Origin of the sequence: Burkholderia pyrrocinia (genome assembly GCF_003330765.1) — a bacterium.
Classification (GTDB): Bacteria; Pseudomonadota; Gammaproteobacteria; order Burkholderiales; family Burkholderiaceae; genus Burkholderia; species Burkholderia pyrrocinia_B.
This window is the reverse complement of sequence record NZ_CP024904.1, coordinates 620,269-644,138: the sequence shown is the minus strand read 5'-3', so window position 1 is coordinate 644,138 and position 23,870 is coordinate 620,269. Positions and strand designations below refer to the sequence as shown.

Annotated in this window: 16 protein-coding genes; 8 read left to right on the top strand and 8 right to left on the bottom strand. The window is 65.5% G+C overall.

Going from position 1 to position 23,870, the window contains the following annotated elements; genetic code table 11:
* Positions 1-71: 71 nt before the first annotated feature.
* On the bottom strand, positions 72-668 hold the full coding sequence (locus CUJ89_RS35980; protein WP_114182179.1) for a cysteine dioxygenase: 597 nt from the start codon (positions 666-668) through the stop codon (positions 72-74).
* A 179-nt stretch (positions 669-847) separates the two neighbouring features.
* Positions 848-1,747, bottom strand: coding sequence for a LysR family transcriptional regulator (locus CUJ89_RS35975; protein ID WP_236655103.1), 900 nt, complete (start codon positions 1,745-1,747; stop codon positions 848-850).
* Positions 1,748-2,139: 392 nt separating this feature from the next.
* Here CUJ89_RS35975 and CUJ89_RS35970 point away from each other — a divergent pair, with 392 nt between their 5' ends.
* The 6 genes from CUJ89_RS35970 (at position 2,140) to CUJ89_RS35945 (ending at position 9,652) form a co-directional block, all read left to right on the top strand.
* On the top strand, positions 2,140-2,613 hold the full coding sequence (locus CUJ89_RS35970) for a PaaI family thioesterase (protein ID WP_114182177.1): 474 nt from the start codon (positions 2,140-2,142) through the stop codon (positions 2,611-2,613).
* A 74-nt stretch (positions 2,614-2,687) separates the two neighbouring features.
* Entirely contained in the window at positions 2,688-4,022 is a 1,335-nt protein-coding gene (locus CUJ89_RS35965) for an amino acid permease (protein ID WP_114182176.1), read from the top strand.
* Positions 4,023-4,098: 76 nt separating this feature from the next.
* Positions 4,099-5,307, top strand: a complete 1,209-nt coding sequence (locus CUJ89_RS35960; RefSeq protein WP_236655102.1) for a MalY/PatB family protein — start codon at positions 4,099-4,101, stop codon at positions 5,305-5,307.
* A gap of 283 nt (positions 5,308-5,590) precedes the next feature.
* On the top strand, positions 5,591-6,781 hold the full coding sequence (locus CUJ89_RS35955; protein ID WP_114182174.1) for a CaiB/BaiF CoA transferase family protein: 1,191 nt from the start codon (positions 5,591-5,593) through the stop codon (positions 6,779-6,781).
* Between the two features lie 17 nt (positions 6,782-6,798).
* Positions 6,799-8,004: a 3-sulfinopropanoyl-CoA desulfinase gene (gene acdA, locus CUJ89_RS35950; protein WP_114182173.1), complete on the top strand. Its 1,206-nt coding sequence runs from the start codon at positions 6,799-6,801 to the stop codon at positions 8,002-8,004.
* A 379-nt stretch (positions 8,005-8,383) separates the two neighbouring features.
* A complete protein-coding gene (locus CUJ89_RS35945; RefSeq protein ID WP_236655151.1) occupies positions 8,384-9,652 on the top strand; it encodes an MFS transporter in 1,269 nt (422 codons plus the stop codon).
* Between the two features lie 291 nt (positions 9,653-9,943).
* Here CUJ89_RS35945 and CUJ89_RS35940 read toward each other — a convergent pair whose 3' ends face one another.
* A complete protein-coding gene (locus CUJ89_RS35940; RefSeq protein ID WP_114182172.1) occupies positions 9,944-11,734 on the bottom strand; it encodes an HrpF/NolX family T3SS translocon protein in 1,791 nt (596 codons plus the stop codon).
* Between the two features lie 381 nt (positions 11,735-12,115).
* On the opposite strand from CUJ89_RS35940, the gene CUJ89_RS35935 reads away from it, so the two are divergent.
* Together CUJ89_RS35935 and CUJ89_RS35930 are read left to right on the top strand one after the other, a co-directional pair.
* Positions 12,116-12,559 carry a VirK family protein gene (locus tag CUJ89_RS35935; protein WP_114182171.1) on the top strand — a complete coding sequence of 148 codons (444 nt, stop codon included), beginning with the start codon at positions 12,116-12,118 and terminating at the stop codon, positions 12,557-12,559.
* A 133-nt stretch (positions 12,560-12,692) separates the two neighbouring features.
* Positions 12,693-14,006 (top strand): T3SS effector HopA1 family protein, encoded by a 1,314-nt coding sequence (locus CUJ89_RS35930; protein ID WP_114182170.1) that lies wholly within the window; start codon positions 12,693-12,695, stop codon positions 14,004-14,006.
* A gap of 78 nt (positions 14,007-14,084) precedes the next feature.
* Here CUJ89_RS35930 and CUJ89_RS35925 read toward each other — a convergent pair whose 3' ends face one another.
* The 5 genes from CUJ89_RS35925 to CUJ89_RS35905 all read right to left on the bottom strand — a co-directional run bounded on the left by CUJ89_RS35925 (position 14,085) and on the right by CUJ89_RS35905 (position 23,750).
* A complete protein-coding gene (locus CUJ89_RS35925) occupies positions 14,085-14,831 on the bottom strand; it encodes a response regulator transcription factor (RefSeq protein WP_161556590.1) in 747 nt (248 codons plus the stop codon).
* A 291-nt stretch (positions 14,832-15,122) separates the two neighbouring features.
* On the bottom strand, positions 15,123-16,127 hold the full coding sequence (locus tag CUJ89_RS35920) for a FecR family protein (RefSeq protein WP_152036698.1): 1,005 nt from the start codon (positions 16,125-16,127) through the stop codon (positions 15,123-15,125).
* Positions 16,103-16,606 (bottom strand): sigma-70 family RNA polymerase sigma factor, encoded by a 504-nt coding sequence (locus CUJ89_RS35915; RefSeq protein WP_114182167.1) that lies wholly within the window; start codon positions 16,604-16,606, stop codon positions 16,103-16,105. The genes CUJ89_RS35920 and CUJ89_RS35915 overlap by 25 nt, the downstream gene beginning before the upstream one ends.
* 239 nt (positions 16,607-16,845) lie before the next feature.
* Positions 16,846-20,097, bottom strand: a complete 3,252-nt coding sequence (locus CUJ89_RS35910; protein ID WP_114182166.1) for a hypothetical protein — start codon at positions 20,095-20,097, stop codon at positions 16,846-16,848.
* Between the two features lie 107 nt (positions 20,098-20,204).
* The gene (locus CUJ89_RS35905) at positions 20,205-23,750 is read right to left on the bottom strand and encodes a hypothetical protein (RefSeq protein ID WP_152036697.1); all 3,546 of its coding nucleotides are present in this window, start codon (positions 23,748-23,750) and stop codon (positions 20,205-20,207) included.
* Between the last annotated feature and the right edge of the window lie 120 nt (positions 23,751-23,870).

Below are 23,870 nucleotides of genomic sequence, written 5' to 3'. Positions count from 1 at the left end.
AGTGTACGAAAGCGTACTGCCCCCCACTTCGGTTCCGGGGCCGAGATGTGGATTGCGGCCTCGTCAGGTATTCACGAATGGCTGACTGATTGTTGCGAAAGCTCGTCTTCGTTGGAATAACCGGAAATGAAGTGCTTGAGCATGCTCGTTTCGGGATCGAAGACGTACCGCGAAATCCGTCCGATGTTTCCCCCGTAGACATGGACACTGATCGAGACGCGATCCTCGTACATGTTGGAGACCCGATGAATGTCTCCCGTGCGCGGTGAAATGCTCTCGACAACGCCCGGTTCGAGATGGTCGACTCCGAGTGACCGCATGGGCTGGCTCGGCAGGCCGACTTCAAATGACTCGGCGCGCTCTCCGCCGCGCAACATGCCGATCAGTGCCCAGACCGTATGATTGTGAATCGGGGTCTTTTGACCCGGTCCCCAAACGAAACTGACAACCGAGAAGCGATCGGCTGGATCAGCGTGGAGCAGGTACTGTTGATAGTACTGGGGATGCGGTTGCGTGTACTCGTCCGGAAGCCAGTCATCATGGCGGACGATGTCAGCAAGGAGCTCACGTCCTTTGCTCAGGATTTGAGGCTCGTCGCTCGAGAAATTGTCAACGAGCTGCGTAAAGTCGTGGACGAAGCGATTGAAGCGAGGAGATGAAACTGGCATCAGGTGTCTCCGGATATTGGATGTTGTCGCGGCCGCCCCGAATGCTTGAGCAAGCGCTACTGGGCTTTGTAGTAGGGCCTGGGGCTCTGGAAATTTTTCTCCAATCCATCGTCACGAGCAATTGAATCTGGTTTCAATCGTCATGCCAACCTCGTGCTGCTTTGTGCCGTCTTGCAGTGTTACCCGCGAGACGCTGGCTTGAGGCTCGCTTGATGTCGACGCGTATCCTGCCAAAACGCACGAGCGACCGGTGAAAGGCGGTTCTCGTTCAGGCATACCAATCCGATGCGTCTTGACGTGCTGGGCGAAATGGGGCGGAAGACCGTGCCGTTGTACTCATCCGGAAGCGCGAGCTTTGCGAGGACAGAGATACCCTTTCCGCTCGCAACCAGTTCCAGTATCGACATCAACTGCAGGAGTTCGTAGGCCACCCGCGGATGTAGACCATTCCTCGCAAACAGCTTGGTAACCAATGCCTGCGAACCTGCGCGGGTCAGGATAAAAGGGTCTGCTGTCATTTCCTTGAGCGGAACGACGTCCAGCTCTGCCAGAGGGTGGTCGGAAGGCAAGACCGCGACGAGCTCATCAACGGCGAGCGTTTGCGCATCGAAGTCTGACTTGGGTAGCGTGACGGCAGCGAGCTCGAGGCGGCGTTCGATCAAATCCCGTGACGTTTGTTCATCTGGCTTCTCCGTAACCATGACGTCGACGCCCGGATAGCGGGCCTTGAAGTGCTCTATCAGCGGAGGAAGAACCCTGATCGTGGCGCTCGCACCGAACGACCCCAAACGTAACAAGCCGGTTTTCAGTTCCGCGCCAGCCAGTGCGGTCGCCTGAACCAACTGAAGGGACGCAAAGACATCTCGCACGTGGGGAAGAACATGTTCGCCGGTGTAGGTCAGCGCGACTCCAGAGGCGTTGCGGTCGATCAATTCCGTACCTAGTGCTGTCTCCAATGCACGCAATGCGTGACTGGTGGCAGAAGGTGACATGCCGAGCTTCGCGCCCGCGCCGGCGATTCCGTCAGAGGAAGTGAGGGCCAGCAGAAGCTCGAGCTGCCGGAGAGTGGGGGAAGTCATACCGGGTCGGCGTGCCATTGAATTGATATTCAAGTTCGTGTCAGATACGTGAATCCTATTTGCAGCTCCGTTCACTTGCAAGCCTGACGGCGATGCATGCGTTTATCGGTGTCGAATGGGCCGAGCATTTCGTCCGGCGCCAAACGAGAGGCGCGACATAGCTGGGAGCCCCTACGCTGACGCTGAACCGATGACGCCACGTCGGTGAGGAGCGATCGTGGTGCGCTGCGGCTGAGTTTTGTTTGCCTTTTTCGATTGAGTTCAAATTCAATTGTTCATGAATTTGATGAAATATACGATAACTCCAGGATCCGGAAGCCAGCCGACCGGTGCCATATCAACGGCTTTTGGGTAGCTGCCGGAGTCTCTCATTCCGAAACAGAGGCGAACAGATGTCTACATGCGCAATACAGGACTCGTACCCACCGGAGTTTGCCCACTGCTACGGCTGCGGGCCCCACAACCAGCATGGCCATCACCTGAAGAGCTATCTCGTCGGCGACGAGACGGTCGCCAGATTCACGCCTGAGGCCAAGTACAGCGGTGGTGTTCCCGATCACGTCTACGGCGGGATGATTGCATCGTTGCTCGACTGCCACGGCGCCGCGTCGGCGGCGGCATACGCGTATCAAAACGAGGGGCGGCAGATTGGCGAGGACCTTCAACCGATTCGCTTCGTGACGGCGTCGTTGAAGGTCGACTTCAAGCAGCCTACTCCCCTCGGGGTTGAACTGGTTGTGACGGGCAAACTTCGCTCGCTGGAAGGGCGAAAGGCGTGGATCGATCTGGCACTGACAGCGAACGGAATCACGCGCGCAGTCGGGGAAATGCTGGCTATTCGGCTGTCGGACCGAGCTGGCGTTTAACGAGATTTGACCGCAGGCGCTGGGAGCCTGCGACATAAAGATAATAAGAACTACTGAGCGTGGCAGTGTTCCGCATGAATTTCCATGTGTTGCTGCGCTCATCCAAAAAGGAGACAAGATTGAGCGCTTCAGCTGAGTTGGGATTTTCCGTTGAGTCTGCTGGCAAGATACCGTTCACGCGATATGACATGGGGTGGGTCATCCTGTGCATCGGCATGGCGATTGGTGCTGGCATTGTATTTCTGCCGGTTCAGGTTGGTATCACTGGCGTGTGGGTGTTTGCTGCGTCGGTGGTGTTGGCGTACCCGGCGCTGTACATGATGCAGAAGCTGTACTTGCAGACCCTATCCGAAAGCACCGAATGCGAGAACTATGCGGGAATCATCTCGCAGTACTTCGGCAGGAACTGGGGCATCGTTCTCGCCATCGTGTACTTCCTCATGCTTGTCAAAGGCATGCTCACATATTCACTGGCGGTCACCTTTGATACGGCCAAGTACCTGCAGAGCTTCGGCGTGACGACGGGATTGCTGTCGGACAGTCCATTCTTCTCGCTGGCAATTTTATTCGGGTTGGTGCTGATCGCGGCACAGGGCGAGAAGCTGATCTTCAAGGTGTCCGGCCCGCTGGTGATTTTCAAGCTTGGCGTGATCGTTCTTCTCGGTGTGGTGATGATCCCTCACTGGGATATGCGTGCGAATTTGCCGCCATTGCCCGAGCTCAAGCGCTTCGTCGTGGACACTATCCTGACCGTCCCGTTTACGTTGTTCTCCATCCTGTTCGTGCAGATCCTCAGCCCGATGAATGTTGCATTCCGTAGGGTAGAGAAGGACCCGCGTGTTGCAACCTACCGCGCTATTCGCGCTAGCCGCATTGCGTACGCAGTCCTCGTTGTCTCCGTTCTGTTCTTTGCGATTTCGTTTTCGTTTTCCATTTCGCACGAACAGGCCCTGTCGGCCAAGGCGCAGAACATCTCGGCGCTGGCATTGGCGGGCAGCGTCATGCCTGGAAACGGCGTGCTGTACATGACGACGGCTCTCAACGTGTTCGCCATTCTGACCGCCTTTCTCGGCATCTATCTGGGATTCGAGGAATCGATCAAAGGCGTGGTGATGAACGTCCTCACACGCTTCGTTCCGTCCGAACGCATCGATCCGCGTGCGGTATCCATCTGCGTGTGTGTATTCATCGTGCTCGGTCTGTGGTTGTGGGTACAGACGCGCTTCTCCATCTTGCTGTTGCAGCAGTTGGCCTCTCCCATCTACGGCATCGCGTCATTCATCATTCCCTGCGTGCTTGTATGCAAGGTGCCCGCGCTTAAGAAGTATCGTTCTCACCGGGTGTGGTTCGTATTTTTGTTTGGTGTCCTTGTGAGCCTGTCTCCCATACTCAAGGCCATGGGCTACTGACTCCCCCACAGGTGTTTTTTTTGTACAGGTCAGGCAAGACCGAATGAGGTTGAACGTTATGACTCAAGTTACGAGTATGTCCCCGGCTGATACGCCAGGATTTGACTTCGATACCGTGGTGGACCGTAGCCGTAGCAATTCACTGAAGTGGGGCGATCCGACCGGCGTCATGAGTGCCGAGCAAGCACGAGCCAGGCCGTTGCCGATGTGGGTTGCGGATATGGATTTCAAGTCGCCGCCTGCAGTGAATGAGGCGCTGTACGAAGCGGTTTCGCACGGGGTTTACGGCTATCCCGCAGGACCTACGAATGGCTACCTCGATGCAGTGACTGGCTGGCAGAAAAAGCGCTTTGGCTGGGACGTGCCTTCGGAATGGGTAGTGCCGGTCGCCAGTGTGATTGCCGCTATCAAGATCGTCGTGCAGGCGTTCTCGCAGCCCGGCGACTCGGTGCTCATCCAGCCGCCGGTGTACGTTCACTTTCACAATGACGTGTTGATCAATGGTCGCCACGTGACTGCGGCGCCGCTGCAGTTCGATGGGGATCGATACCGCTTTGATGCAAAGGTGTTCGAGGACGCGATTCGCGACAACACCAAGATTTTTATCCTCTCCAACCCGCACAACCCCACGGGCAATGTGTGGACAGAGGAGGAGCTGCGCTCCATGGGCGAAATTTGCTTGAGGCACGGGGTGCTGGTGCTGGCCGACGAGATCCATTGCGATTTCGTGCTCGCTGCGGGCAGGAGGCATACGCCGTTTGCGTCGCTCGATGCTCGATTCGCCCAAAACAGCATCACCTGTACGTCCGCGAGCAAGACCTTCAATCTGGCGGGACTGCAATGCGGCAACATGTTCATTGCCGACAAGGTCAAGCGTGAGGAGGTCGTGCGAACAATCGACAGGAACCACAACACTCGCATCAACCTGCTCGGAATGGTTGCCACAGAAGCAGCGTTCGCGCACGGAGCAGGCTGGGTGGAAGAACTCGTTGGCTACATTTCGCAGAATCAAAGGCATTTTGCCCATCGCATCAACGCACTCGATGCAGGTGTGAGAGTGATTGACATGGATTCGCTCTACCTCGCCTGGATCGACTGCCGCGGACTGGGGATGACGCCTGAGGAACTAGAGGACTTCATGCTCGTCAAGGCGCGCGTGTGGCTCGACAAGGGGCCAAAGTTTGGCTTGGAAGGCCACGGTTTCATGCGAGCAAATCTCGGCTGTTCGCGTCAGACGGTGGACCTGGCGATCGAGCGTATCTCGAGAGCGCTTGCCGAGCGCTAAGCAGCATCCGCAGCTCGTGCGGGTCTGGCTCGCTCACTGATGATGCGTGAGTTTGGAAAGGCGGCGCGACCCCATGCCTGAACCGCGTCGCTCGAAGGTTGGCTTGCGATTTTATGTTGAAGTGAAATTCAATTGTTTGTGAAAAACGTGAGTTATAGGATATTAACTCGGTCACTGTGGTGAAGAGGAAGACGATGGGCTCGGTTATCTTTTCACGCGGCTCCAGATTGTCAGGCGGCTGTATTCCCTCGCTTGCCGGGCAACGCTCAAATGGTGGTGGTGCATGACGGTAGATCGGAAGACTGCGTTGTCCGGCATCAAGGTCCTGGATCTGTCCCGCATCCTGGCTGGGCCAAGCGCGGCTCAGCTGCTTGGCGACTTGGGCGCAGATGTCGTCAAAGTCGAAAAGCCGGACGAAGGGGACGATACGCGCAAATGGGGCCCGCCGTACGTGCGCGGGACGTCAGGCGAGGAAACCGACGAGAGCGCTTATTACCTCTCGGCCAATCGCAATAAGCGATCGATTGCTATCGACATCGGTTCCGCCCCGGGTCGGGAACTCGTGCATCGGCTGATCGCGCAAGCCGATGTACTGGTGGAGAACTACAAAGTGGGTGGCCTTGCCAAGTACGGCTTGGCCTATGAGCAAATCAAGGATCGCTATCCCCGCTTGATCTATTGCTCTGTCACGGGGTTCGGGCAGACGGGCCCGTACGCCACCCGACCCGGCTACGACTTCTTGATCCAGGGCATGGGGGGCATCATGAGTCTTACCGGCGTGCCGGACGGGGAGCCGATGAAGGTAGGCGTCGGGATTGCCGATGTCATGACGGGCATGTACGCCACGGTCGGAATCCTGGCTGCTTTGCAGCATCGTCAGCAAACGGGTGAGGGGCAACACATCGACATTGCCCTCCTCGATACGCAGATCTCCTGGCTCGTCAACGCCGGGACGAATTATCTGGCCGACAGGAAGCTGCCGTCCCGTTTGGGTAACGGTCACCCAAACATCGTTCCCTACCAGGTGTTCTCGACGGCAGATGCACCGATGATCCTTGCCGTTGGAAATGATGCCCAGTTTCGCCGGTTCTGCGAGGTCGCAGGGATTGACGAACTCGCGTCCGACGAGCGCTATGCGACAAACCCGATGCGGATCCGTCATCGAACTGCACTGTGTGAACGAGTGGCCAGTGCGCTCGGATCGCGGCCTCGCGCAACATGGCTGCGGGAGCTCGAGGCTGTCGGTGTCCCTTGCGGGCCAGTGAACAATCTGGAAGACGTATTTGCCGATCCCCATGTCAAAGCCCGCGGCGCAGAACTGCATATGCCGTGCGAGTGGGCGATGGACGGGGAGATTCGCCTCCTGGCAAACCCCTTGAGGATGTCGGCAACGCCGCCGAGCTATAGGCGACCACCTCCGCGACTCGATGAGCATGCTGCAGAAGTACTGATGGATTGGCTTGGAAACAATTAAACGTTTTAGGAGACGCCATGTACGACCTCACCCCCGAACAATTGAATCTCCAGTCGCAAGCAAGAGAGCTCGCGCAATCTGTATTTGCCCCCGCTGCCGCCAATACGGACCTCACCGAACAGTATCCGTGGGACAACGTCGCAGCACTGCGCGACGCCGGATTCATGGGTATGACGCTGCCCAAGAGCCTGGGCGGACGGGGTCTTTCGTACCTGGATACCGTGATCGTCATCGAGGAGATGGCCAAGGCGTGCGCGACCATGGGGCGGATCACTGTCGAGGCAAACATGGGCGCGATCGGCGCCATTGCCAAGTATGGAACCGAGGCTCAACTGAAGGTGGCGGCCGATCTTGTTCTGGCGGGGGACAAGCCGGCGATCTGCATCTCGGAGCCCAATGCCGGCAGCGCTGCCAGCGAGATGACCACGCGTGCCGACAAGAAGGGGGATGACTACATCCTGAATGGCGAGAAGTACTGGATCACCGGTGGTGGTGTTTCGAAGTTGCACCTCATCTTCGCACGTGTGTTCGACGACGGTGTGGAGCAAGGCATCGGCGCGTTTATCTGCGTGCGGGACGGCAACGCACCTGCCGAACTCGTCGTGGGCCGCAGGCTTTACGCCATGGGTGTGCGCGGCATTCCGGAGACCCATCTCGAGTTCCGTGACCTCAAGGTGCACAAGTCGATGCTGGTGATGCCTCCCGGCGGTCTGAAGCGAGGCTTCGCGTCATTGATGACGGCCTACAACGCGCAGCGCGTTGGAGCGGGCACTGTCGCCTTGGGTATCGCGCAAGGCGCCTTCGAAGAAGGCATGGCCTACCTCAAAGCCAGACATCAGTTTGGCCGACCGATCGCTGAATTTCAGGGGCTGCAGTGGATGCTGGCCGACATGTCGACTCAACTGGAGGCTGCGCGGTTGCTGCTGCGTTCGGCTGCTGCCAGCGGCGTGGACTTTCCGGATATCGACAAGGCGGCACGAGCGAAGATCTTTGCGGCGGAAACGGCGAACAAGGTCACCAATGACGCACTGCAGTTCTACGGGTCGTCTGGTTACGGCCGCCATAATCCGATGGAGCGGCACGTGCGGGATGCTCGCATGTTCACCATCGCAGGCGGCACGGCGCAGATTTTGCGAACCCAGGTCGCTGCCACGCTGTTGGGGATGAAGTTGCCGCAGACACGTGAAGGTTTTCTGCGAGCAGCGCAGGGTGGTAACGCCTAAGCATGAAAACATGGGCTCGAATCGTGAGCCGCTTGTCTGCCGTACTCGCGGTCTGACAACCTGGCTTACGGCTCTCGTGAATGTACGGGCGGGCTATCGATTTCGCTGTCGAGGCCGCCCGGACAGCAACCTGGTCTTCATCTCGATATGAAGACCAGGTTGTCGACAATCGCGGAGGTGATCTCACTGAAGTAAATCGAGCATAGCGGTTCGCCGTCTCGCAGAGCACAAGCGCTTTCCGATGGCATGTGCCATCACCCCTACGACCATCAATGCGCGAGCCTATCCATGCGCAATGGGTCTTGTAATCCAATATTCTTACGATCATCGTGTCTCGTTTTTTGTTCAGCCATCGCGCATATTGCTCTGTACAACCAGAATGCACCGCCACCGGGAGGCGGGCGTGAATCGTCAACTCCTTTTGTGCCTCAGCCGTGCCGGCACATGCATGGGTACGATGGCATTTGCCGGGGCATTGCCGGTACTTCGTTCGGCATGGCACATGGACGCAGCAACTGCTGGTTCGATCCAGACTGCATTCAATCTCTCCAATGCGTTTGCGCTCCTGGTTACCGCGTGGCTTTCCGATAGCCTGGGGGCGAAGCGGGTGTACTTGGCCAGCACATGGGCGGGTGCCGCTGCGTTGATGATCTTCGCGATTTTTGCCAGATCACCGCATACTGCGCTGCCACTGATCGTGTTGGTTGGCCTGACACAAGGGGGCGCGTATGCCCCTGCGCTACTCCTGATTGCGGACCTGAGCCCGGCAGCGGAGCGCGGCCGCAGGATGGGGCAGATACTGGCTGCAGCTTCATTGGGCTATCTGCTTTCGGTGTCGCTCTCGATGTGGGCGGCGAGTACTTACGGCGCGGCGGCAGGATTCGCCATTTGCGCGACAGGTGCTTTGGCCGGTGCGGTGCTTGGCCAGATCGGTCTCAAAGGCGTGGAGAATCGACGGTACCATCACGAGCCGTCTGTATCTTCCGAGCCGATAAGGTGGCGGGCCGTGTTCGGTCCCACCTCCTTGTGCCTTCTTGTCGGCTATGTCGCGCATTGCTGGGAACTGCTTGGAAGTTGGGCGTGGACGCCAACGTTGCTGGCGACGGCACTTCGTCCGTGCAACCTGGGGGCAATGACCACGAGCCTGATCGTGGGCGGCACAATACATCTGTCGGGCATGATAGCCACCGGAGTCGTCGGTGCGCTGTCCGATCGATGGGGGCGAGCGCGCGTACTCATTTGCGTCGGCGCAATGGGGGCTTTGTGTTCCATGCTCATGGGTTGGTCCGAGCAGTGGGGAGCCGGCTGGGTGATCGCCTTGGTTGCTGTCGGCAGCTTCTTCATTCTGGCCGACTCAGGCGTACTTTCGGCTGCCATGACTGATGAGGTGCCCGCAGCGTATTTGGGACGGGTGATGGGTGTCAGATCGATTCTAGGGTTCGGCGTTGGCGCGTTCGCACCCATGACATTCGGCGCGACACTCGATTGGACTCACCGCTGGGGGTGGGCGTATATGCCGTTGGCTGCCGGGGGGATCATTGCGTCCCTTGCTGCTTTGGCGTTGCGGAAAAGTAGCCAATCAATCGACGCCGAGTCGAATCAATCACAATCCTCCATCGTTGATAAGCGTGAGTTCGAGCGCACCTAGCGTTCGAAGCTGAACAAGCGCAGGTTTGGTGTCCGTTTCGTAAAACGCACGTTGAAGGCCGCCGAGAAGGAGAGCACGGCGCCCAGGCATTGCCTTCGGCCAGCGTACTGATGCCGCGCGGCTCGGCTCCTTGGCAAACCGGTGCCGTGACCGACCGCATCGGCACCGCCTTCGCCGATCCGATCCGGCCGGCATACGCGAGCCGGCGGCCGCATGATGCGGCGGCCGGCTCGCTGCGTTCGCTGTCGGACGGGCCGGTTGTGGGCACATTGGATGCCCACACCGGATCCGTTATGCGACGACGTTCTGCGTGTCGGTACGTTGCAGCGGGCCGGCCTCGATGCGCGCCTTCAGGTTGTTCAGATAGCCCTCGGTGTACGACTTCGCTTCGTTCATCCCGAGATCGATGCTCGCGTTCGCGGCCTTTTCGACCAGCGTTTTCGCGAGACCGTCGCGCATCGCGATCTTCGCTTCGGGGCCGGCGATGTCGCCGACCGCTTGCGCCGCCAGGCTGAGCCCCGCTTCCGCGAGCGCCTTCTTGATGTTGCCGCCGCTGATCGCGGTGTGCAGGATGTTCGCAGCCTGCGCTTCGCTTTCGAGCACGGCCGAACCGAGGTCCGCCAGTTCGCCGATGCCGGGGATGAAGCTCAGCGCGCTCATCGCGGTGGCCGCCCAGTCGAGCGCTTTCGCGCCGACCTTCAACACGTCGTTCAGTGCATGCTCGAGAAAGCCGCCGTTGTGCTTCGGCGACTTGATCTCGGGCTGGTCGGCCGTGCCCATCATCATGTCCGCGACCGCGTCCTGCTGCTCGGGTGTCGCCGCCTGATGCGTCTGCGGCTTCTCGACCGCACGATTCGCGGCCGACAGGTTGTCGTAGAAGTGGTTGAAGTCGCGGTTGCTGATGTTGCCCGAATCGACGGTATGACCGCCGCCGAAATCGAAGAAGCCGTGATGCGTCTTGTAGCCGGTGATCGTGTTGTTCACCAACCCGAACAGCACCGGGTCCTGCTGCAGTTGCTTCGCGGCGTCGCGCGTCTTCGCGTCGAGATGCTTGTCGTTACCCATCGTCGCGAGCTTGTCGCGGGTGAGGTCGCCGTCGCCGAAGAACGCGTGCTGGTTGCGGTTCATCGTCGCGAGCGTATCCATCTCGCTTTGCGTGAGGCTCATCGACGACGACGCGGCCTGCAGGAAGTCCTCCTTGCTCATCCGGTCGCCGCCGCCGCTCAGCTGGTGCCAGGCGTCCTGATGATCGACGAAGTATTGCGCGGCCGCGATCACCTGCGGCGGCGTCTTGCCGGTCTTCGCGTCGCCGTCGACGATCTGCTTGAAGTCGTCGGTGCCGAGATGCTTGGGCAGGTTATCGGAATAGCGATAGAGTTCGCGCAGTGCGTCGCTTTCCGTCATCGCACGCGGCTGGTCGTTGCCGCTGCCGTCGGACGGGATGTAGTTTTGCGTGTACGCGGCCGCCTTCTGTTCGTTGAACGCGGCGACTTGCGGATGATTGGCGGAGAACTCGGTCAGGTCCTTGGCCTTGATCTTGCCGCCGCTGCGGCCGTCCCCCTGCGAGCTGATCGCGAAGAACAGGCGCGGGTCGTGCTGCAGGCCTTGCAGCGCGGCCTTCAGGTCCGGCGGCGTCGACGCGTCGTTGATCTTGTCGTCCAACGAATCCCAGCTGAGCGGGCACTGGTCCTTGTGCCGGTCGAGCACGGCGGTGATCTGCAGTTCGGATTCGTTCAGCGTGCCGCCGTTCCACGTGACGCTCGAGCCTGCGGCCGCGGGGGGCGCAATCATGCCGCCGACATGCTGCGGCACCGCATCGGTCTGCGTGCCGGCGCTCGACTGCGGGTTCGCGAACGGCAACGTAGATCCGGCATTGGCATTTGCGTTCGACGTGTCGTCGTCGCCGGCATCGACGTCGTCGCCGACGAGCGAACCGAGCGAGCGCGACAGCGTCGCGTCGATGGTGTCGGTCATGTGCTGGTCGAACGGCTCTGCGGCCGGAAACGGCGCAGTCGACGATGGCGACAGGGAGGCGGGCAGCAGAGTGGGCGTGCCGGGCGAAAGCAGCGGATTGAGCGACATGGCGTAGACCTGCGAAGGCAAAAGGAAGAACCGCCACGCAAGCGTGCGCGTGGCACCGCGGAAAACAAGCATCGCCGATGGGGACGCGGCCGTCGCTCGGCGCTCGGCGCGATCGCGTCCATCCGTTTCCGGCACAGCGTAGCGTACGCAGAGGCTGCGCACCGGCCGCGCTCGCAAGCGAAGCCGCGTCGCAAAATCCGAAGACGGTCGCGCCCGGCACACCGCTGGCGGCCGCGGAGCGTCAACTCGCCGGGCGAACGATTCCGCCCGGTGCGCCGTTCAGCGATGCGCGATCTTCAACAATCCTCACTGTGCAGTGCAAGCACGCAAGCATGCGGCAGAATCGTCTGATCATTTCCATCCACTGATGAGGAACCTGTCGTGATCGCGAAAAAATTGCTCATTGCGCTGTCGATCGCCGTACCGTGCGTTTCAGCCCATGCCGGGCCCACCATTCGGTTGTCCGGTTTGACGGAAGTGGAGAACGCGCTGAACCAGGGCGCAAGCGTGTCCGTTGCGGTCGACCTGTCGAAATGCGCACCGGCCGGCACGACGAGCACGCCGGGCACGACGCGCGGCGGGCTGCGGATCAACGCGTACCGGATCACGCCGGACGGCACACTGAGCTTCGCCGACGAACACGCGACGGTCGACGCATCGGGGCAGCCGATCTGGCAATTCATCCGATACCAGGTGAAACCCGACCAGACCGTCGCGTTCTCGACCGATCTCTTTGCGCTGCCTTCATACAACCGGCTTGCGCCGCGCATCAGCTATGCATGCGCGATCGACCAGGGCATCGCGTTCTTCGTGGAACGTCATTGACGCGCAGCCAGCGTCGCTGAACATTTTTGGCACGGTTCGCGGCGGTGCGCCCGGCTTCGCGGCCGCACGCGCGCGAAACGGGGCGCGCGGCTACCCTCGAGCAATCGATCACGCGAGCGAAGGAGGAAGCGGGATGGTCAGGATCGCGGAAGGTGCGTCGCATGCCGGCGCGATGACGGAAGGCCTGCACGGGCATGAAGCGCCGGCGCAGAATGCAACCGCGGCAACCGCGCATGATGCAGCAGATGCGCATCGTGCGTCGATCCGGCGCGGGCCGACGTTGCAGGACCTGATGTCGCATGGCAGCCGGATGCCGACCGACGCTCAGCTCGAGCAGGGGCGCGCGAAGCTCAGAAAAGTCAGGGCACTCGACGCAGGGCCGCTCGACGCGACCGGCGAGACAGTGGGCCGGGCGAGGTGGCGCGAACAGGACGACGCGACCGGCCTGCCGCGGGTCGTGGAGGAATCGGCGCACGATTTTGTCGACGCCGTCGCGGCGATGCGCCACGAGATTGCGGATGTGAAGGCATCGCTCGACGAGCAGTCGATCGGCAGCGGTCGCGCCGCGACCTTCGCGCGCGAATCGATGCAGGAATGGGCGGGCCGCACGCACCGCGCGGTCGCGGGGCTCGAGTATCCCGAAGCGCATCTCGACGACGCGAAACGCAAGATCTACGTGAACTGGCGCGCGAACGGGCCGGAGACGTCGCCCGAGCAGCGCCGCGGCGACGCGCGCGCCGGCCTGCGCGCGCTGAAGAAGCTGGACCGGCGCGCGAACGGGGTCGACGTCCAGGCGCAGACGCGCGCCGGTACGCATCCGGCCGAATACGAAAAGGCGCACGGCGAGGAGGCCGCGCTCGGCGAGTTCGCGTATTACGTGCTGCCGAAAAAGTCGCGCGAATTCAGCACCGAGCAACCGTTTGCACGACTGACCGTCAACTTCGACCCGGATGCAGTGCCGGCCGCTGCGCCGCGCATCGGCAAGGTCGTGAGCGGCCGCCCGGACGACGTCGGGCAGGCCAAGATCATGGGGCCGGCGCGCACGGGCGAGCGCGTCGACGACGCGGTCGTCTACATGAGCGTCGCGAACCCGGCCGCCGCGCGGGACATCGACGCGAAGCTGCGCAAGGACATCCCGCCGCCGCGGCGGCCGAGTACCGCGCCGGGGATGGAACCGCTCAGCCGCACGAGCGCGTATGCCGAATACGTCGAAGGCTCGACGGGCAGCCACGAGATGGACCGTGGCGAGATCGTCAAGCAGGCGGTCGCGGGTAAGCTCGACGGCGATACGCGGCCACTGACCGAGCTGATGCGCGACGCGACCGAACGCGCCGGCTATGACCCCGACCGGCCGAGCCATCTCGCCGAACGGCCCGCCGGGCCGGAGGCGCGGGTCAGGCGCAGCGGCCTCGGCGGCTTCATCGGCCGGCTGTTCGGCCGCAAGTAACGCGGCGGCCGTTGCCACACGGCAGCGGCAGGCGGCGAGCAGCGAGCCGACCGCCGTGCGCGTTCGCGCCGGCCGGCGTCACGCGGCCGCGGCCGGCGCGATGAATTCCAGCACGCGCGCATCGCGGCACGATGTCACTTCGAGCTTGTAGCCGACGCCGTATACGGTGCGCAGCGTGGCACCGTTCGCGACGCCGAGCGCGAGCTTCTTGCGTAGCTTGTAGATGTGCTGCTCGATGGTCCGGTCTGCGCAGTCGCGATCGTTGCCCCAGACCGATTTCGCGACCTGGCTGCGATTGAAGCAGGTGCCGGGATCGGAGAAGAACAGCCATGCTGTCGCGAACTCGCGCGAGGTCAGCGCGATCGCGCTGCTATGCAGCGTGACCGTGCCGGTGTCACGATCGAGCGCATACGGGCCGACCGTCAACTGCGCCGGCGCCGCTGCAGTGCGCGTCGGGCCGAGGCGCGCGAGCTGGGCGCGCACGTAAAGCTCGTTCGGGTCGAACGGCAGCGTCAGCACGTCGGCCGCGCCGAGGTCGTACCAGTGGAACAGCTCCGCGGGCGACGCGAACGAGCCGACGACGACGACCGGCGCGCTGCGATCCGCATGACACGCGCGCCACGACAGCACCGGGTTGTGGGCCGGATCGGCGCAGCGCGCGTCGACCACGATCAGGTCGTAGGGCCGGCGGCGCAATGCGCGCAGCAGCGTCAGTTCGTCGCTGAACCGGTCGGCGCTATGGCCGTTGATGTGCACGCCGCGTTCGAGGCTGTCCGCAATGCGGTCCGCCAGGCTCGGGTCTCGGGTCAGGAGGGCGTAGTCCAAAGTAGTCTCTTCAGAACGGAACGGAGGATCGGCATCCGCGCGTATCGCCGTGCGGTGGCGCCCGGCACTTCGCCGGAGCGTGCCGCGCGTGCGCCTCGGCACGGCATGACCGTTCGCCTGCGGCGCTGCGATTTCGCGGTATCTCGAAGCGCTTGTGCGATGAACGAAGAAAAGTGACGTGCTGTCCGAAAAATTTTTTCCCGGGCCTGCGTCATGCGGGTTTCGGCGCCGGTCGGCTGCTGCGCAGCGCGTTCCGTTTCCGCGGCGCACGGCTGCGTCGGCGCGCAAGCGTCAGGCTTGCGGCGCGAGCGAAACCATGACCACGCATCCGGCATAGCGCCGGATCTGCAGCGGCAGCGTCGCGACGAGCGCGGCCAGCGTGCGCGAAGGGTCGTCGAGCCGGAACACGCCGGTGACGGGCAGCGCCGCAGCGGCGTCCGTCACGCGGATCACGCCCGGATAGTACGGACGCAGTCGAGCGATCACCGTGCCGAGCGGCTCGGTATGCACGACGAGCTGGCCGTTGCGCCAGGCGGTTTCGTCGGCCGCGCTCGTCGCGAGCGGATCGATGCGCCCCGTGCCGGCGCGCGCGGTGTGGCCCGGCTGCAGCCACAGCGTCGCGCCGCCGGGCGCGGCAATCCCGATCGGTGTGTCGAGCGCCGCGACGTGCAGCCACGGGCCCGCGGCGCGAACCGCGAACGCGCCTGCGCGGGCGCGCACGGCAACGGCCGCATGCCGGACCACGAACGGGCGGTTGCCCGCCGTTGCCCGCACGAGCAGCGCACCGGCCCGGAGCGTGACGCCGCGCTCGTCCGCGCGGTAGTCGACGTCGGCGGCGCTGCGCGCGGCCAGCGTCAGCGACGAGCCGTCCGCCAGCGCGGTCGTGCGCTGATCGCCGGTATTCGTGTGAAAGTCGGCCGACAGCTCGCCGAGTGGGTAGAAGCGGTCGGCGAGCACGCCCGCGCCGACGACGAGTGCGCCGAACGACAGCACGCCGCGCACGGCGCGCCGGCGTGCCGGCGCGGCGAGCAGCGCGTCGCCGAGCGCGCGCGGCTCGAGCCCGTGCGTGGCGGGCGGCGCCATCGCACCGAGCGACGCGTCGAGCCGCTCGACGGCTTGTGCGTGCGCGGGATCAGCCCGTTTCCACGCATCGAAGCGCGCGCGATCGCGCGTGGTGGCGTCGCCGGAGCGCAGCAGCACCATCCAGTGAATGGCGTCGTCGAGTACCTGCGGATCGATCGGGTCGCTCGTCTTCGGCGTATCGGCGAAATTCACTGCAACGAAGCGAGATAGCACGCGCGCAGCGCCTGCGCGAGGTAATCGCGCACCGTCCGCTTGGATACGCCGAGCCGCTCGGCGATCTCTGCATGCGTGAGCCCGTGGAACTGGCTGTAGACGAACGCGTTGCGCGCCTTCGCGGACAACCCGGCGAGCCTCCGGTCGATCGCGTGCAGCGTTTCGACGACGAGCGCGCGCTCCTCCTCGGACGCCGCGACGTTTTCCGGGCGCGCGGCGAGCACCGCGAGGTACGCGCGCTCGAGGTCGCGGCGCCGCCAGAAATCGTAGACGAGCCGGTACGCGATCGTCGTCAGCAGCGCGCGCGGCTCGCGCACCGACGGCGCACACGACTGCGCGACGAGTTGCGCGAACGTTTCGGAAGCGATGTCCTCGGCCGTAAACGCGCAGCCGAGCTTGTAGCGCAGGCGGCCGAGCAACCAGGGGTAGTCGTTGCGGAAAATCGCTTCGACGGAGGGGACAGCGGCAAGCGTCGTCATGCGGGTATTCCGTAGTGCATCGAACGATCGTTCGCGCTCGAGCGGTCGGCATCGCGGGACGACGACCTTCGGGGCGCGCTGGGTCGTGCAGGCTAGCAAAGAAAATTTAAGCGCTCAACCCGAACGTCGCGACCGGTATCCGCCGCGCCGCTCGCGACAAATCTATGACAATCGCATGTCGACGTCGTGACAATCATGCTGCGACCAGATAGTGGGATCGTCATGCGTCGACGGTCCCGTCAGCCGAATTTCAGGTTGACCAGTTCGCGCTGGCCCGTGCTGGCGGTTGCTCCCTGCAGCCGGAACATTGCGGCGAAGCCTCGCTTTTTCGACACGGACTGCTGTTCGCGCACCGCGAGCATCTGCGGCAGCCACGATTCGGGCGCGGCGAGCAGCGCGTCTTCGCGCGCGTCGAGCGCGGCGGCCGCATCCGCGTGCCCGAGCCGCCGCTGCAGGTCGGCGAGCGCGCGGTGCTGCTCGATTTCGCGCGCGACGGCGGGGCGCAGTCGGCGGCGGTGCAGGTAGAGCTGGTTCGGCTGGCGGATCTCGCGCAGCGTGGCGACGAACGCGTCGAGGTCCGCCTCGGCGCGGGCCGGGTCGCTGCCCGCGCGGCGTGCAAGCATGTCGAGCCACTGTGCGCGTTCGTGTTCGACGGTCGCGACGAACGCGTCCGCGCTGTGGTATTCGAGGTCCGCATAGCACGCGCGATCGACGAGCGTCGTGCCGGCCGTCGCGAGTTGCAGCTTCGCGGTCTGGCCGTTCGCGAAGAAGTGATGCGAGCGCGAGAGCGGCGTGGCCGACGTCAGCCCCTGCGTGACCTTGCCGAATTTCTCGCCGACGCCGGCGCCGAGCCCGTAACGCAGCTTCATCCGCGACTTGCCGCCGAGATGGTGCGTCTCGACGCGATGGGTGCCTGCGCGCTCGATGCCGTCCTGCGAGGCATGCAGCGTCGTCTCGTACGACAGCTCGGCCGACGGCCCGATGCGCACCGGCGTGTGCTTGCCGCTCACGCGCACGCCGACGCCCGCATCGATCGCGACGTGCGCCTTGCTCTCCCGCTGCACGGTATCGATCCAGCCGATGGATACGGTGCGCTCGTCGCCGTAGCGGGCGGCGAGCGCTTCCCACAGCTGTTCCGGCGATTGCGCGCGGCCGGCCTGCTCGAACAGGAAGTCGGACAATTCGCCGATCGTGCGTTTCATCGCGTCGTCGTCGTATTTCGGCTGCGCCCAGTCCGCGTAGTCGTCGATCGGCGCCCTCATCCGGCGCGGCGCGCGCAGCACGACGCCGGCCGGCTCCGTGCGCTCGACGTCCACCGGCACGACGCTCGCGCCGGCACTCGCGCGCAGCCGTGCGAAGCGTCCCTTGAAGTCGTAGCCGGCCGTCACGCCGGCGCCGGCCACCATGCCGACCGAGCGCTGCGTGCCGACGAAGATGTCGATGCCCTGGCCGCCGCGTCCGACTTCGACACTCGCGTGGCGGCCGCCGCCGATGCGCAGATCGAGCCGGATCGACAGCGGGAAGCCGACGCCGTGCGCGACGTGCTGCAGGCTCGTCGACACGCCGCGCGTGCTGAGCTCGATCTGGCCGCCGTCGCTCAGCTTCAGCTTGCCCGCCGATTCGATTCCGTGCTCGAGGAAATCGCGGAACAGGCGCTTGACGTCGTCGACGGTCATCGCATCGGGGCGCGTGTCGCGCGCGGTGTCGACGGCACGCACGGCGTCGATCGCGCGCGCGGCCGCCGCGGCCGACGGCGCGTGCGCGAGCGCGGATTCGCGCAGCCACGCGTCGAACAGTTCGGCGTCGGGCGCGAGTGCGCCGGCTTCCGGCGCGTTCGCGTCGGCGTTTGCGTTCGTGCTGTCGCCGGCCCAGTGCCGCAGCATCGCGGTGCGTGCAGCACGCTCCGAGGCACGCGCGCCGGTCGCGTGCGCGGCGCTCGCATCGAGGTGATCGGCCAGCGCCGCGGCCGCCGCGCGCAGCGCGCTGTCGCGTTTCGCGGCCTCCTTGTCGAGCGTGCCCAGTTGAGCGCCCTGCGTGCCGAACGCGAGCCCCGACAGCGGCGATTTCTTTTTCGCGAGCATGCCCCACAGGCGCGACGTGCCGCTGCGCTTCTCGACGCGCGGGATCGTGCGCCGCGTGAACTTCGCGAGGCGGCCGGCGGTGCGCGCCAGCAGGCCGTGCTTGCCGTCGTCGCGGTAACCCTGACGCCACGCGAACAGCGTGCCTGCGTCGTGCGGCTGTGCCGGGTCGCCGCGCAGCCGCCGGGCTGCCGCGGCGGCGGTGCGCGCCGCGAGCGAAGCGCGCGCATCGCCGGTTGCGACCGGCGTGTGCGCGAAGTCGGCCGGCAGCGTCGCGTCGCCGCCGGCCGCGCGCAGTTGATCGGCCGCTTGCAGCAGCGCGCGAGCGGTGTCGCGCGACGCGGCGGGCAACCGCGCGCCGACCAGATCGGTCAACACCGCGAAGCCGTCGTCCGAGTGCGACAGCAGTTGCGCGGCTTGCCAGCCCGCGCGTTCGGCGGCGCGCGTGTCGTCCGCATTCGGGAACGCGCTCGCCGCATCGCGGAACACGGGTTCCGCATCGTCATCGGTATCGGTGTGCGGAGCGTCGGATGCGTCGAACCAGACGTCGCCGTCTGCGTCCGGGGTGGGCGGCGGCGCGCCGGGCGTAGTGGGCGCGAAGTCGAGATCGTGTTCGACGTAGTCGAGCGCGCGCAGCGCGGCAGCCGCGTTGCCGTGTGCGACGACCGCAAGCGTCTGTGCCGCCAGCAGCGGCCGGCCGAACGGTGCGTCCGGCATCGCGTCGGTGCGCGGAGCGAATGCGGCGAGACGGTCGAGCAGTGCGTCGCGCGCGGCGGGCGCATCGTCATCGTCCGCGAACAGCGCGCGCGCGGCTGCGCGAAATGCGGCCGCGCCGTGTGGAACCTGCGCCGCGCCTGCCGGCGGTGTGGCGTTCGGCGCGGCACCGGCCGGCGGCTTGTGTTTCGCGTGCGCCGCGCGCGCGAACAGGCTGCGTTTGAGCGAATCGGCTTTTGCTGCGCCGCGCGGCGGCTTCGCGGGACGATCGATGCGAGGGGCGCTCCCGGTGTCGGCTGCGGTCGCGGTATCGACGCTCGGTGTGGACGAGGACGCCGCCGCGGCGTTTGGCGGCGCGGTATCGGGCGGAGCGGCGCTCGCGTGCGGCCCGGCGTGCCGTTGTGCGGCGGGCACTGCCGCCGCAGTCGCGTCCGCCTGCGGCACGCGGGCGCGCACCGACGGCGCAAGCGGCCGGCCCGCGCGCTTGTGGCTCGACGCCAGCGTCGCGGTCTCGCGGTCCGCAACGCCGAGCGTGCGCTTGAAACGGCCGAGCGGCGACAGCGCGGCCGGTTTGCCGGGCGCGGCCGCCGCCGTCGCGGTGGCTGCAGCGGTGGCCGCTGCGTCGGAAGCCGGAGCCGGCGCAGCGGCAGCGTCGGCTGTGCCGCGCGACAGCGACGAACGATTGAAGAGACGAAGCATGGCTGAAACTCGACGGTCGGGCGGCGTGGCGCCGGGTCATTCACTGTCCGCCGCCGACATGACAAACGCCGCCGCGATGCGAAGCGGCGGCGCGCGAGGCGAACTGCTCATCCGGCATTCGCATCGGCCGGCGCGGGCTGCGCCCATCGATTCGCGATGTCGAGCGGCAGGTCGATCAGCGACACTTCGCGTGCGCCGCTCGCGCTGGTCTGCGCTTGCACCTGGAGCCCGAAATTGACGCCGGCGCTGCGGCGGGCCGACACCTCCTCGTAGACGGCCAGCGACTGCGGCACGCGCGCGTCCGGCCGCCGCACCAGCGCGTAGCTCGCGCGGCGCAGCGCGGCCAGTTCGTCGGCGCCGTCGGGCCGGCGCGCGGCCTGCTTCGCCGCCGCCGCGTACTGGTCGAGCGTGCGCAGCACGTCCTGCTTGAGGCGGTAGCGGATGTAGAAGCCCTGGTTCGGACGTTCGCCGCGCGTTGCATCGTCGAGCAGCTTGTCGAGCCGCGCGCGGCCGCGTTCGGCATCGCCGTCCTCGAGTGCCGTGCACACGCGCTCCCACTGCTCGCGGTGGCCCGGTTCGGACGCGAACCGCGCGAACGAGCCGGCGTTGTGTTCGGTCAGGTCGATGAACGTATTCGACTCGGAGAAGCGGCCCTGCTCGAGCATCGCATTGAACGCCGCGTCGAAGCCCGACTCGTGCAGCGCGAAGGTCGCCGACGCGAACGGGATCGACGGAAAGCTCAGCGAGTTCGGCGTGTCGGCCGCGCCTTCGCCGGGGAGGTCGACGGACGGCACGGTCATGTTCGCGCTGGCCGTGAGCGTCTGCAGGTGCGACGTGCCCTCGCTGCGGCGCATCTGCGGATGCGCGCCGGTCGCGTCGTCGCGCTTCGCGAGCGTCGCCGCCCACTGCGCGCCGTAGGTCAGCGAACCGCCGACGCGCGCCGTCTGGCCGCCCTTCGACTTGCCCCCGATCCGCGCGATGCCCGTCACCGACGTGCCCATCCGCGCGGTGGCCTGCCGGTGGTCGACCCACGCTACCGACAGTTCGCGATCGTCGAAGTAGCGGTTCGCGAAGTGCTCCCACAGGTCGTTCGCGCTCAGGTCGCGCTGCTCCGGCGCTGACATCTCGAACAGATAGTCGACCGCCTCGCTCATCTTCGTGCGCATGGCCGCGTAGTCGGGCTTGCCGTCGGCGTTCTTCGGCGGCACGAAGCGCAGCCGCACGCCGGTCGGTTTCGCGTGCTCGACGCGGCCGGTCGCGCTCGCCGCGCCGCCGACGAGCGCGTTGAAATGCTTCGCGTGCTTCACGCCGTAACCGGCGCCGAGGAACACGCCGCCGCCGACGTGCCCTTCGTGCGCCGACTGCGTGCCGATGAAGATCTCGCCGCCTTCCGAGCCGGTCGCGATCGATACCGTCGCCGTGCGGCCGCGAGACGCGCCGACGTCGATGATCGGCAGCAGCAGCGCGCCCGCATGCGTGACGGCGAGCGCGATGTTGATCGACAGCGCGCCCGCGTCGGCGCCGGCGACGCCGCCGTCGGTAAACGACAGCGTGTTGCCGCCGTTGTGATCGGCGATGTATTGCTTCAGAAAGGTCTTCAGCGCGTCCGGCGACAGGTTGTCGGGCTTCACGTCGAGCGGATGGAGGATCGCGCGCGCGTGGCGCAGCGCGCCGGCGAACGCCGATTCGGCCGGCGGGGCGCCGGACTCGCCCGCCTGCTGCATCGGCAGCGCGCTTTGCGCGGCCCACGCGGCAAGCGTGTCGTCGGTCAGCTTCATGCCCGCGAGCGCCGCGACCGCGGGCGGCAGTGGCGGCATCGCATGCGGGCGCTCGGCGGCGGCCGGGGAGACCGAGAAGCGGGGCGGCACGCCGGCGAGCGCGTCGATGCGCGCGGCGATGTCGACGAGCGACTGCGCGTCGAGCGACTGTCCATACGGCCGCGCGGTTTCGCTGCGCTCGGCCCAGTGCGCTAGCACCGCGATGCGCGCGAGCGCGGCCGGCGTGCGGCCGGCGAGCACGTCGGCCGCATCGGTCGGTTGCAGCGGGTGCGCTTCCTCGAGATGCGCGCGCAGCAGGTCGATTGCCTGCGTGAGGTGCGTGTCGAGCCGCGCCTGGTCGTCGTCCGGGTGTTTCAGGTGCGCGCCCATCGTCCCGTATCGACCGGCCGCGAGGAGCGGCGATTTCTTGGTGCCGAACGCGCGCTGGACCACGTGCTTCGCGCGCCGCACCGCATTGCCGGTGACGCGCAGCGAGGAAGCGAGCGGCTGCGCCGGATCGAATGCGGTGCGGTTCATCCGGTCGCGGCTTTCGGCGCGCGACACGTACTTGCGAAACTTCGCGAGCCGCTCGCGCGTGCGCGACAGCATGCCGTGCCGCCCATCGTCGCGAAAGCCCTGGCGCCACGCGAACAGTGCGGTGCGGTCGGCGGCCGACAGCGGCGCATCGCCGGCCAGCCGTGCGTGGCTCGCGCGCAGCGCCTTGCATGCGAGCGTGTCGCGTGCCGGCTGGCCGGCGGCCTGCGTCGCGTGTTGCAGCGTGCCGGCGAGATCGGCCGCCTCGCCGCGCTCGGCCGCGATTTGCGCGGACGCGGACAGCACGTCGCGCAGCGCGTCGCGGCGCGGCGCGGACAGCGGCGGCAGCAACGCGGCCAGCGCATCGAAGCCCGCGCCGCTGTCGGCAAGGATCTGCGCGACAGCGAATGCGTCGGCACGCGCCTGCGGCGACGCCGGCGACGTCGGCAGCGGCGCGTCGAATGGCGCCGTGTCGCCGATCGCATCTTCGAACGCGTCGTCGGAATCATCGAGCCTGTCGAGCGCATCGTGGAAAACATCGGCATCCGGATCGTCGTCGAGCGACGCCGACGGCAGGAATGCGCCGCGCTGCAGCGCGGTCAACGCCGCATGGGCACGAGCCGGCTGCGCGTGCGTCGCTTGCGCGAGCGCGTCGGCCAGCAGCGCATGCGGCGCGAACGGCAGCGCATCGGGCACGCGCATGTCGTGGCCGGCGAACGGCTGCGCGAGTGCCGCGTGCAACGCGTGCGCGGCCGGCGTGTCGCCGAAGCGCGTGCCGAGCCATTGCTCGAAACCGGCGCCGGAACCCATCGCGTCGAGCCGCGCCGTGTCGTGCACCGGTTTCATCCCGAGCGCATGCTTGATGTCGTCGCGGACCGCCGCGCCCGGCGACGCGGCTGCATCGAACGTCTGCTTCATCACGCGCGCGAGCCGCCGCTCCTGCGATGACGGCAGCGGAGGCGGCGGCGTGTCGGGGGCGGGGGTATCGAGCGCGGGCGAGTCCGGATGCGATTCGATGCGCGTGTTGCCGCGCGCGGGCAGCGCGGTCGGACGACCCGTGTGCGTGCTGGAAACGACGACCGCCGACGTGGTCGTGCTGACGAGCCGTTTCTGCATGAAGCGTTGCGCGCGGCCTTTCAGCTTCGATGCGAAGTTCCCGGTGCCACCGTTAGGACGGCGCGGCGCGGCTTCGGTCGGCGCGCCGGGATTGCCGCCCAGCAGTTCGCCGAGCGTGCGGCGCGGCTGCGGCGTGGCGCTGGAGTCGGTCGCGGCCGGTTGCTGTTGTGCGGCATCGGCGCTGTGGTCGGTCGGTGCGGGATGGGCCGATTGCACTGCTGGGGTGACGGAGGTTGTTCTTCGCATCGTTTGTCCCTCGGAGATGGAGTGAGCGCCGGCGCGGCGCACGAAGCCGTGTCCGACAGCTCAGGGTAAACGTCGCGGTGTTGCGCGTCGGCGCGCGACGCGAATGCGTCGATGCGCGGG